Origin of the sequence: Olivibacter domesticus (assembly GCF_900109575.1) — a bacterium.
GTDB classification, from domain to species: Bacteria; Bacteroidota; Bacteroidia; order Sphingobacteriales; family Sphingobacteriaceae; genus Olivibacter; species Olivibacter domesticus.
In genome coordinates, this window is the sequence record NZ_FOAF01000002.1 from 614,826 (window position 1) to 627,865 (window position 13,040).

Consider the following 13,040-nt stretch of genomic DNA (forward strand, 5'->3'; position numbering starts at 1 on the left):
TCAAGCTATAAAATACAAGTAGCAACATTTTTATTTATCGTAAAGACGCCCCTATCATCGGCGCTATTTACTATTTAAACACCCTACTCAACAAACCGTCTTTGAATGGCCTGGTGATGTCTCAAATACCCTGTTGGTGAAGATCCAGTAACTTTTTTAAAGGTTCTATTAAAGTGCACAGCACTTTTAAAGCCCGTGCTATATGCGGTTTGCGATATTCCTAAAAAGTCTTCCCCAGTCATCTGGCTAATGGCTTCTTTAATACGTATTTCATTTAAAAAACTACTGAATGTTTTACGCGTTCTTTTCTTAAAATATTTACAAAACGCCTGAGGGGTTAGGTTAGCGATCTCTGCAATATCTCTTAATGAAATACTATCTGTATAGTGGGCCAACACATAACGGTATACTTTATTCCATTTAGCACCCTCTTGTATATCATACCTTACACTAAAATTACTAAAAACAATATGATGGTGTACGCCAGGTCTTTCGCATATATAGTTCAGTAATGAGACAAATTTTATAAATCGATCTACTCCAACAGTCTGCTGAATTGCTCGAATTTTTTCAGGGATAAATGGTTGATTTTCAATATTTATCAACAAACCATTATCCATACGGTCCATCACCATTCTGATATTCGTAAATTCGGGTAGATGTTTTAAATGACCTATTATTCGTTTATAGTTAAAATAGATATGAATGGCGTGGATTGCATTGGGGTTGTCCCCGTAAAGATATTCTTGCCTAGATTTAAAAACATGCGGAACATCCCCTTTGACTAAAAAAGCTGTGGAAGGGGCATAATCAAACGGTTTATCGCCAATTAATACGGTTCCTTCTCCCCGTAGGATAAGTGTTATTTGCATTTCCTCGTGCTTATGCAAATGTGAAAACATATAAGGGGCGATATCTTCTTCAACAACAACTGAATTATTTAGGGACGAAGGAAGAGAAAAGGTTATAATTTTCAACATAATTTGCTTTTTAACAACGATGATATATCATGTGTAGCGATTAAAAACAGCTACACATGACGCTCATTGATATAATCCACCTTCTTTAAGAAGGTTTATTTGTTCTTATACAACTCATTAAATAGTAATTTAAATGTAGCATGCGCTTGACCTCTATTCGTAATTTCGGGGCCAAAGGCATAAAAGTTGCCTTTACCAATAGGAACATAAAAAGCCGCAATTCCACCCTTTAGATACGATTGTCCCCACGCCCAACCACTCTTCAACGGTTTGTCTGTATCAAACCATAATAGAGGTTTTATTTCACTTGATGGTTGTTTTATCTTAAATGTTTCGCTGTTATTAAATACAACATCAACAGACTCGCTCATTCCCCAGTTTGGACGTAAAGTGGTATCCACTTTTACAGTGAGTATACTACTTGGGATATAGAATTTATCGCTTGGTAAGGGCGTCATTTCGCCTCTTTTATTTTGCTCAGTAAGCAGATTCTCTACAGGTAATTTAAAATGATAGGCTAAATTGGTTGCATTACCAACCGCTATGATTTGCCCACCTTCTTCTAAAAATGTTGTTAAAGGTGGAATCGATTTTTCCACGGTTAGCTTACCTAACATGGCGTGATATTTTTCTGGTACTTCCTCTTTTGAGGGCATCTTAAAATAGCGGTTACTAGCACTTTTCTCATCCTTTAAAGAGGGTGTTCCGCCTCCAATGAATAGGATTATATCATATTTTTTCCGAAGATTTCCTTCGTCAATCTCCTGTGGATAGATTACCTGAAAACCAAAATGATATTGTTCCATAATCCACCGTACCCATCCTGAAGGCATGGAACCTCCATAATAATCGAAAAGCGCAATCTTACTAACCTGGAGCTGTAGCATTTGCTGGGGCTTTTCTGCTATTGCTTGTGCAACGACCCCATAATCTCTTGCATACTTCTTTAGTAACGTCGCCGCCTTTGCATCGACATAAAATGAACCAGTGGGTAAATTATTTACTGCCTTCGTAATTCTATAAACTTTGACGTCAGCCTTTAACAGTTCATTCACTACCGTAAAAGCATCATTTATTTTTGCATTTAATAAAAAACCTCCTTCAGAAATAGGGAGCTCTTTTATTGGTGGATTTTGTAGAACACCGTAATCGATTTTTTCAAGTGGTCCGTCAAACAAATCCACTATTCTATCAAACTGAACGCCCATTTGAAAAGCTAAAGTCCAACCCGCCGCATCATAAGGTTTTACAGGCGGACCTCCAGGATACTGAAAATCATTGGGGTGATCTTGTGGTTCAAACATATCCAACACATGCGCTCTAAATGCCTGTGCTGTCTTTACAACATAAGAACCAGCGGGGTAATGCTTACCACCTATTGTAAAATCTGCTGTCGCTTTATGTACCAAAACACCTGATTTGATCAACGCATTGATAAATTTAACAGCTGTTGGAAAATCTGCCTGGTCGGCAGGTATAACATATCCCTTTGCATCACGAAATTTGGGATTTGCTAACACCATATCGTAATATTTTTTCGGAATAGAATCCCCTTTTAATTTTCCAGCTTCCTTCTCTCTCTTATAAAATAGCTCTATGGAATCAACGTAGCGGGGCAAAAGCGTCCAAGTATCCATTTGCCCTTTTTTTATAGCATTATTCCCCATTACATACATATTGTATAATAATTCATCACCATGACGTTGCGCGTAGTCGAGTATACTGTAGTTTAATGACACTGAATAGTCGATAGACTGTTTAAAATGCCATGGCTGTGGTGTAACAGGGTTTGGTGTCGCATTATTTGGTATTAAGCGTTTTGGTACTAAGGGCACCTCTTCAGGAGTTGGATTTCCAATGATTTCGGTAAGAATACCAATCATATTATGAAAGTAAGGGGTTGTTCTTAAGCCTCCATTCCACCAAGTAGAAAATACCGATCCGCTTAAACGTGTATATCCTGGTTTATTTTCCGCGTTTAATCTGTTGTTCATGGCGGCAGCTACTCCGTCAATACTTGTTATAATTAAAGGATCAAACACATGATTGAAAGGATCACGATAGGGAGGGCCAGCTAAAACAGATCCCTCAGGACCTCGTTGATGGTGATTATAAATAATCTGAGGCATCCATTCGATATACTGCTGTCGTGCGATGTGCGTACTTTCTTTCATATTCATCATGAAAAAATCGCGGTTATTGTCGTGACCGATATATTTCTGATACAGTCTTGGCACACGCATATTCCGTTTCTTTGGATCCGTCTCTTGCATGTACCAGCTGCTCATCAGTTCTTGGCCGTCCGGATTTACTTGCGATAATAATATAACTACCTTATCCAAAATAGCCACATTTTCGGCATCATTACGGCTTACAAGTTGATAATATGTTTCAATCAGCTGATGCGCTCCAACGGTTTCATTTGCGTGTAGCCCTCCATCTATCCAAACAATAGGTTTTCCTTCTAACGCTAGTTTTTTTGCTTCTTGACTTGACAGCTCCTCCGCACGAGCTAATTTTTGAGAAATTTCTTTATACCGATTTATCTGTCGAAGATTTTCTGGAGATGAAATCACCCATACATATTGTTTTCGTCCTTCCTCGGTCTTTCCTATTTCTATTGTTTGCACACGATCTGAAATAGCGTCAACCTTTTGAAAATAATCTTCTAGTTGCTGATAGGTTGCCAAACGGTAATCATCGCCGATTGAAAATCCAAAATGCGATTTTGGGTCGGGAATCACTTGTGCATAAGTCTTTCCTAAAAGGCTAAGACACCAAAGGAGCAACACACATGTCTTTTTAATATTTATCATAATCATCTAAATTACTTATTTCTGTTCTTCACATATTTTTCCAACCATGCGTCTTGCTCATAGAACGTATGCATTAAGGATTCTCGTGAACGATAGCCATGAAACTCATTTGGTAGCAAAACGAAGCGAACGGTTCCACCATGTCCCTTTATAGCGCTATAGAGCCGTTCAGTCTGTATAGGAAACGTACCCGAGTTTTCATCATTCATCCCATGTGTTAGCAGTAATGGTGTTTTGATTTTATGCGCATAATTAAAGGGGGACATTTGGTTATAGACCGTTGGAGCTTCCCAGTAGGTACGAGCCTCTCCCTGAAAACCGAAAGGTGTTAAAGTACGGTTGTAAGCTCCACTGCGGGCAATACCTGCGGCAAAAAGATTGGTATGCGCTAATAGGTTCGCTGTCATGAAAGCACCATAAGAATGTCCCCCAACAGCTATTCTATCGCGATCTATTACCCCCATGCCTACTACATAATCTATTATTGCAGTAGCATTATCCTCAATTTGCTGTAAGAATGTATCATTTGGCTCTTTTGTTCCCTCACCGACGATTGGCATATCAGCTTGATCTAAAATAGCATAGCCTCTTGTTACCCAAAACACAGGCGACCGAAAAGCCAAACGCGTGAATCGATAGGGAGAGCCTTTTACTTGACCAGCCGCCGCTAAACTTTTATACTCGCGAGGGTATGCCCAAATTAGTGCAGGTAAGGCTCCATCTTCTTTCTTATACCCCTTCGGAAGATATAATGTGGCTGATAATTTAATACCATCTTTACGTGGGTAAGATAAAAGTTGTTTTTGAACACCTTTTAAACTCGGGTAAGGGTCAGTAAATGAAGTTAATTGTTTCTCTTTTTTATTTTTTAGTGTGCGTGCGAAAATATTAGGATTCTGTTCAACAGATTCTCTAGAAAAATAAAGTATACCTTGATTATTAAAGAAAATAGGTTCTTCGAAATAAGGGGCTTTAGACTTAAATAAGGTATCTTGTTGATTACTCAATAAATTCCATCGTAACAAGAAAGGACGATCCCCTTGAGCGGATGCGCCGTTGCCAATGGTAAAAACGACAGGGTCTTTTCCTTTATCGAACAATAAACTTCCTCCGTGCGTTGCATAATCTGACGTAATAAATTGCCCTGGCTCTGTATAAGTATCTTCAGATGATCGCTGCGCAATCACCTTCATAACCTTTCCTGTGGAAGGGCTAAATAAGCTCATTTTTTGTATACGACTCTTACGCCAACGTTCCTGCACAATCGCATATTGATCATTGCCCCATGTAAAACCACCAAAACGATAGTTAAGGCTAAAAAGTTCTTTTGCGCCCGTATGGAACGGTGCTCCCAGCATATATACATTTTCTCTATTGTCAGTTTTTTTGTTAGGATTGCCTTCATCTTGTGCTACTACCCAATAAAGGGTGGCTGGTACATCAGTGCGCCATTCAAACGCTCGCGGCCCAGAAGCAACTGCATCAAAACCGGTAGGTAGATTCTCTGCCAGCGCGGCTTTATATAAGGTCTTAATAGTACTGCCTTTGTTATCCAATATGGCTGCTTCATATGGAAAATAGTTAATCGGAACTAAATAAGAATAAGGGTGTTGTATTGTTTCTGTTAGTATATAAGCACCATTCGGTGAATAAATTAGTTTACGATAAATTGCGGGTTCACCTATTTTCGACGCTCGCCCTTGAAGGTCAACAAACTGCAGCTGAGATGTTAAGTAATAATCCATTAATTCTTGATCGTATTCATCTTGCAAAAGATATTGATAAGTACGTGCAGGAGTTTTTGTTCCAAGATTTTCCTGAATGATAGGCCCCGTTGGGACCAAATTTTTAACCGGTTTCTCTCCTCTATTTTTTTGAAGAAATTGGGCGAGAATACCTTTTCCATCCGGCGCCCATTGCAACGTATTTCCCATAATATCATTCAGGTAATCATTCGTTAGCTTATATGCTACACAGGTTTGCAGATCGGCGTACCACAATTCTACACCATCCTCCTTTGTATTACTAAAACCAATTTGGTTGCCATTTGGGCTCCAGCAAATATTTCCAATACGATACGTTTCGGGCAACCCCTTTAATTTTTGTTCACTTCCCGAATGTAAATCTTTTATAATAATATCTTGATAGAGGCCAGAGATCTCAGCTTCCGTAGTACTATTTGCAGGGTTAACCCGCAAGCCAGCCAACCCTATAATGGGCTGAGATATATCCTCAATACTTGGGTATGCTGGTGGTGTTAACAGTAACATCCTACTCCCCTGCTTGTTAAACAACACATTTGGAGATGCCGGCGCATCCACCAAATCCTGTATGCTTTTAGGAGGCAATTGGTATGTAAGATTCTCTTGCGCTTGCACTTTTGCAAAAAGGAAAAGCCCTAAAAGGAGATAAACAAGTTTAAAATAACTTTTCATTACTTTTTTGAATAAAATTGATCAGCATCTTTGTTCAACTGCAGCATGGAATTTTTAGGCATATATACCATATGGCCTGCCTCATAGTAAGTAAAATTAACTTTTGGTTGCTGCTCTGGCCGTAGGTTCATGTGCTTAAAAACATACTCAGCAGCAGCATAAGGAGTTGCTAAATCATAGTATCCACAGATCACCCATACTTTCAGATCGGGATTTTTTGCCATTGCCTGCCGTAGATATTCGGCGGTATTCAAATACTTGTTCTGTACATTGTTATAATTCCAGGGTTGAACCCGTCCTGAGACATCATAAGGGAGATTATTCTTGTATCCCAGCTCTGTTCTAATATAATGGTTAAAGGATGCAGCAAAGGTGCCACCACTCTTTCCTGCAGGATCGAACTCGAACGTTTCTCCCGCATCATCGTAATCCCTTCCCGTAAATCGACTATCAAGTCGACCCACCGTTAATCCTTCTTTTCTCCTTAGCTCTTTGCAAAATTTATGAATATTTATCCGCAGGTTCGTCTCCACTACATAGTCTTTATTTAAACCCGTATATTTTGCTAATTTTTCTGCTATGGTGGTATATTCTGCGTCGGAAAGATCACTTCCTTTCATAAGAGCGAGCGTATATTCATTCTTGGCAAATGCTTCTACCTCCGTTAATGTTTTCTTTAGATCTTGTTGTAATGCCGGTTCCAATTGCTTATGATACCAGGCTGTTGCCGTATAAGTAGGTAAGAACAACGGATAAGGTAAATCATTACCTATATCAAAACGGGCAGTTTGCATATTGAGAATAGATGAGAGCATTATGACGCCATCAAAGTATAGAGAATACCGATCCTGAAGGTATTGTGCCAGGCCTGCAGCGCGTGGAGTACCATAGCTCTCGCCCATTATATATTTGGGGGAAGCCCATCGCTCATTTTTCGTGATATACAGACGAATAAAATCGGCCACTGATTGTACATCTTCCACAAAACCATGGAATTGAGCAGGGTTCTCGCCCTTAACAGCTCTGCTATACCCAGTAGATATAGGATCAATAAATACCAAGTCGGTTTTATCTAGCCAGGACTCCGGGTTATCTTCGTATCCATATGGGCTGATGGATTCTCCTTCATCCGTTAATTTAGGTCTTTTAGGCCCCATAAAGCCCATATGCACCCATACAGAAGACGACCCTGGTCCTCCATTGAAGGCAAAAGTTACCGGTCTATCTACCTTTTTTTCTCCGTCTGCAGTATAAGCAACAAAGAAAACATTTCCTTTTGGTTCGCCTTCTTCATTTTTTAGTTGAATATAACCAGTAGTTGTAGTGTATTTTATTAGTTTACCTCTTATCTGTACTTGGTGTTGCTTCGTAACAGGCATTGGTATAACTGCATTATTACTTTCTACGTAGGATGTATCCAAGATTTTTGATGGGCTGTCATTCTTAAGTTGTTCTTTGTTACTATATTGAGGTCCTCTTGGAATTGGTGGATGTTGTCCTCGTTGAGCAAAAGAAGTTGTATAAAGGAATAGGTTAAAAACCAGTGCAGCCAAAATAAAGTGCGATCTATAAAAAAATACACATTGTAGGTTCATAATAGTCAGATTAATTGTTTTCTATTAATTTATTAAGAATTAATTCGTCGCTAGATATAGGGAAAATATAATTTTGAGAAGAAGGATTAACGGCGGGAACAGCATGTTGCGTTTTGGCAGGAATAGCTAAGCCTAGGCGCATAATATCGGCATTACGAATTCCCTCACCTAAAAATTCAATTTGTCTTTCTTCTATGATGGCACTTAAAAAATCATCTACACCTGAAAAATCAGCAGCAAGGAAGGTGGTAGAAGCATCGGAACGATGGCGGATGGCATTAAGTAAGGCCAAGGATCTTTCATCAATTTGCTGTGTACTTCTAGCTATTGCTTCCGAAAGATTTAATAAAACTTCTGCATACCTGATTACGGGCACATAATCTATATAAGGAGAGGCTTGGTTAAATTTAAACAGCCAATATTTGCCAGATTTAGTGCCTTGTTTTACAAATAATCGCCTCACATCATTTTCTTTCCAAGTTACATTCGCTACAATACCATTTGGATTTAAGGAGTACTCCCCGGCACCATTACTCGTACTTGTACCGCCATCGGCAATACCTGGCAGGTAATATCTTGGTAAAGACTGCCCTGGAGCATCATTATTAGTAAACGGCATAGAGAAAATCGATTCATTGGTTGTATAAGGCGATTTAAATACCGTTTGAATATTACTTTCCAAAGCATGTTTCACCCCTTCGCTTGCAGTAAATGGCGCAGCATTGCCAACGATTTTATTTGCCTCAGTCATGACTTTATCATATGCCTGCATACTGAGGTATACGCGAGTTTTTAATGCTATAGCAGTATTACGATGGGCCCGTGTTGTGTTTAAAAAAGCAGTATTATATTCCGTAGGGAGATGCTCTTCAGCAAAATCTAAATCAGCCAAAATCTGCTGATAAGTTTCTTGTGTAGTACTACGCGCTAAATCATAATTTCCAGGAGCTGTATTTCCGGTAAGTCGTAATGGTAAACCAGGTTTAGTACCTTGACCGTCCCAAAATGGTCTTGCATATAACTGTAATAAGCTGTAGTAGGCAACAGCGCGTAGAAGCCGTGCCTCTGCTATATAGCTTTGTGCTAACTCTTCGTCCAAAACTTCTTTACCTTTGGCATTTATTCCGTCAATAAAAACATTACAGGTATTGATAGCCACATAGCCATATTGCCAAATATTCGTAACATCTTCTGTAGTGGTTTGGGTAAGCATTTGGTAGGTTATAGCACCTGTAGCAGCATTAAGGTTAGTGCAAATAAAATCACCAGCGCGTATGTCGCTCGCAATTAAATACCAACTGCCCCAAAACCTATCCGCTTTAAACTTTGCATATAAACCATTTACTTGGTTGGCAATTCTTTCGGGCGTACTAAAAGCCGTTTCATCGGTGATTAATGTACTCGGTTCCGGGTTCAGCCACTCGTCTTTTTTACAACTTTGAACAGACAAAAGACCAGCCATAACAACTAATAGGAATAGCTTCTTTATTGTACTTGTTTTTATGCTTTTCATTTTAATATCATTTAAATCATAAACATTCAGTTCATGGAATGTTAAAATCCAACATTTAACCCAAAAGTGATTGTCCGAGCGTTGGGCGCTTGGTTCTTATCAATACCTTGCCTAATCGCTACGTTAGCATTTGTAGACACCTCTGGATCAAGTCCCGAATACTTAGTAAGTAAGGCCAAATTTTGTCCACTGGCATATACCCGCAGGCTGCTCACATGTAGTTTTGTCAATAGAGATGCAGGGAAATTATAGGCCAACAAAACATTCTTTAATCGTAGGAAATCAGTCGAGTTAATATTTGCATCCAAGGGCAACGTATTACCATTCGATACGTTATCACTATTCACCACTCTTGGAATATCCGTTATATCCCCTGGGTTTCGCCAACGTCGTAACATATCAGTGGAGTTATTCCAGAATCTTAAATCGCGCATAGTTCCTTGCGTACCATTCATCATGTATCCACCAAGCTGGTATGTCAAAAGAATGTTCAATTCAAATCCATTAAATCTAAAAGTGTTATCCCAGCCGCCAAACACTTTAGGGGCAGTCGTTTTATATGGCACAGCATCGGCGGCAGGCGTAATAGCAGGTGCTTCAGACCCGTCTTCATACTCCCATTGGTGCGTTACCCCATTATCGCTCGTTATTGCTTGCTGATAAAAAACTTTATTCCCGTTTCCATCAAGAAAAATTCTGCGCCCTGTTTGTGCGTCCACTCCAGCGGTTCTTACTGCATATAACATCCCAGCAGCATAACCAGGCATCGTAATCGTCATACCATCCAACGTTCCTGTAATAATACTCGGAACACCGTTTGTTAAGGATACTACTCTGTTTTTATTTGTCGTAATGTTAAAGGAGCTATTCCAAGTAAATGCATTCCCAACAACTGGCGACCCACTTAAAGAGATCTCCACTCCCTGATTATACATTTCACCCACATTTTGCATAATGATATTATTTGTTACAGACCCGTTCGTAGTATTGGGGATGCCAGCCGATGGAGGTAATGGAACACCGAATATCAAACCGTCTATACTGTTTTTATAATAAGCTACCTCCCCTATTAATCGATCTTGAAGCAATCCAAAATTAATTCCTAAATCTGTTTTTTTGCTTGTTTCCCATTGTAGATTCGGATTACCTGTAGCCGTATAAGCCAACCCTGACTGCCCTCCGTAAAGGATAGCGCTATACGTATTTAGCGCTCCAAAATCGTTTAATCCACCCACGTTTCCTACCTTGCCGTAGCTTGCTCTCACTTTAAAATTGCTAAAGGTATTGTCAAGCCCGATATTTGTCCAAAAACCTTCCTGCGAAACGTCCCAACCACCTGAAAGCCCCCAGAAGGTTCCTTTTTTGTTATTCAGGCCAAGCGCCGAATATTCATCTTGTCGATAGTTCGCAGTAAAGAAATAACGTTTGTGAAAATCATATTGAACTCGGGAGAATAAAGAAAACAGATAATTATCTATTATTTGATTATCGGTTTCATATTCAAAGATATTTTGCCATCCACCCTGTATATTGGAATAATAGGGATCTGTTTGGCCCTCTCGCTCCAATCCAAATTGGTCGCCCTTAGTTTTTTGCTGTTCTTGCCCTAACAGTAAGTTTAAAGAATGATCTCCGAAGCTTTTATTAGCAGTAATCGTATTAGTCCATACCCAGCGCTCACGATTAAAATTGACACTGCTTGCCCGGCCGTTGGAACTTATTGCTTCACCCGAAAGCGGACTAAAATAATTATTAAAGGTCATGTATCGGTAATCAATACCATATATCGATCGTAACGAAAGCCAAGGTAAAGGCATCACCTGTATATAAGCGTTAGACTGGATTTGATTGACCTTATTATTTGAATAATTATTTTCAAGAGAAATCAAGGGATTATAAAAACCTAAGCGTGATTGATTAAGATGCCCTGCATTATCTTGTAAACCTAAAAAGCCATTCGCCGTTGAATTATAAGAACCATCATTGTTAAAAGGTGAAACAATCGGTGCATTTATTAAAGCCAATCTTGACATTGCACCGGAACTGCTTGAACTTTGAAAATTACTCCCACCAGCACCAGTGGACATGGCCGACAGATTATTTTCATTGACATAATTAATTTTAGCCCCTAGATGAAGCCATTCCGTTGTTTTATTATCTACATTAAATAGGGCCGATTTACGGTTAAACCCATTTTCTTTAAAAATACCGTCTTGTGCTGTATAACCAACAGATCCATAATAGTTAGTCTTTTCATTTGCTCCAGATATACTCAGGTTATGATTTTGTGAAAATCCTGTTTGATAGATATAATCATACCATCGCGTATTTATCGGCTGACCATCTGCGTCATATGATAGTCCATAATAGTTGGTTTCAGGATCATACGTTCCATCGTTTTGCAGCGATTCATTCTTAATTTCGATGTATTGCTCGGCATTCAGTAGAGAAGGCAAACGATTGGCTTTCGTTATACCAAACCAGGTATCATAATTTACTTTTGCATTACCCGACTTACCTTTTTTTGTAGTGATGAATACCACCCCATTTGCTGCCCGGCTACCGTAAATACTAGTTGCAGCAGCATCTTTTGCTATATCGATGCTTTCAATATCTGCAGGATTAATAGATGAAAGCGGGTTGTTTGCGGCGTAGCTTGGACCCGACTCATTATCATTTGTAAAGGTAGGTACTCCATCCACAACAATTAATGGGTAGGAGCTCAACGAAAGAGAATTAGTTCCACGGATTTTAAATACCGGTGCCTGATTCACTACCCCACCGCTTGCCGTAATCTGAACACCTGTGGCCCTTCCTCCTAAGGAAGCGTCAAAACTTTGCACGGGGAGTGCACTAAGTTTTTCCCCTTTCACACTACTTAGGCTTCCCGTTGTTTCCTTTCTTGTTTGCGTACCATAACCTACTACTACTACTTCGTCCAATTCTGATCCATCTTCCGTTAGCACTACATGGAGTGTATTTGAGGCACCCAAGGGAATCTCCTGTGTTTTATACCCAAGATAAGAAACAACAATCGTACTTCCTTTTGGTATTAAAAGATTAAATTGTCCATCATTATTTGCAGTTGTTGCCCTACCAGCTAAATTCTTCACTTTTATGGAGGCGCCAGGTAAAGGATTGTTTTTTTCATCTTTTACCGTTCCCACCAAATTCACCCCCTCTTGTGACGGGGAAACGTTCGAAAAAATATTCTTGGATGGTGCTGTTTTTAAACTTACTGTGTTTCCAACTATTTTATAGGATAGCTGATGACTTTTTGTTAGATGGTCTAAAACCTCCCTAATTGAAGCATCTTTTACGTCAATTGTAACAGTAGCAAGCTTTCCAATAACTTCCTCGCTATACAAAAAGCGATAGTCGGTTTGTTTCCGAATTTCAGCGAACACTTGCTCAGGCTTCGCCTTTATCATGCTAAGCGTAACTTTTTGAGCAAGCCCACTTGCATTGGCTCCCATTACAAGCAAGAGCATCAAGGAAAAAGTGAGTTTCATTCGTAATTGTATTGTAAATAAGATCTCATAAATTTTGCTGCCAGAGGCATTCATGAATAGAAAGATTTTGCAAAATGTAAAATAGCGAATGCCATTCCTACACCTTTTGCCAAATGACTTGGATTTCATACATTTGTAGGATTAAGGTTAAAATTTAATTACTTAATGGGTAATGAAAAAAGCCTTTAA

General features: G+C 39.3%; 6 protein-coding genes. All 6 read right to left on the reverse strand.

Annotated elements, in window-relative coordinates; genetic code table 11:
- Nucleotides 1–83: 83 nt before the first annotated feature.
- Nucleotides 84–980 carry an AraC family transcriptional regulator gene (locus BMY50_RS13105; RefSeq protein WP_093325026.1) on the reverse strand — a complete coding sequence of 299 codons (897 nt, stop codon included), beginning with the start codon at nt 978–980 and terminating at the stop codon, nt 84–86.
- A 95-nt stretch (nt 981–1,075) separates the two neighbouring features.
- Nucleotides 1,076–3,796, reverse strand: coding sequence for a M14 family metallopeptidase (locus BMY50_RS13110; RefSeq protein ID WP_093325029.1), 2,721 nt, complete (start codon nt 3,794–3,796; stop codon nt 1,076–1,078).
- 11 nt (nt 3,797–3,807) lie between these two features.
- Nucleotides 3,808–6,231: a S9 family peptidase gene (locus BMY50_RS13115; protein WP_093325032.1), complete on the reverse strand. Its 2,424-nt coding sequence runs from the start codon at nt 6,229–6,231 to the stop codon at nt 3,808–3,810.
- Nucleotides 6,231–7,826 carry a S10 family peptidase gene (locus BMY50_RS13120; protein ID WP_202907831.1) on the reverse strand — a complete coding sequence of 532 codons (1,596 nt, stop codon included), beginning with the start codon at nt 7,824–7,826 and terminating at the stop codon, nt 6,231–6,233. The genes BMY50_RS13115 and BMY50_RS13120 overlap by 1 nt, the downstream gene beginning before the upstream one ends.
- A 10-nt stretch (nt 7,827–7,836) precedes the next feature.
- The gene (locus BMY50_RS13125) at nt 7,837–9,339 is read right to left on the reverse strand and encodes a RagB/SusD family nutrient uptake outer membrane protein (protein WP_093325035.1); all 1,503 of its coding nucleotides are present in this window, start codon (nt 9,337–9,339) and stop codon (nt 7,837–7,839) included.
- A 41-nt stretch (nt 9,340–9,380) separates the two neighbouring features.
- Nucleotides 9,381–12,851 carry a TonB-dependent receptor gene (locus BMY50_RS13130; RefSeq protein ID WP_162276586.1) on the reverse strand — a complete coding sequence of 1,157 codons (3,471 nt, stop codon included), beginning with the start codon at nt 12,849–12,851 and terminating at the stop codon, nt 9,381–9,383.
- Nucleotides 12,852–13,040 lie beyond the last annotated feature (189 nt).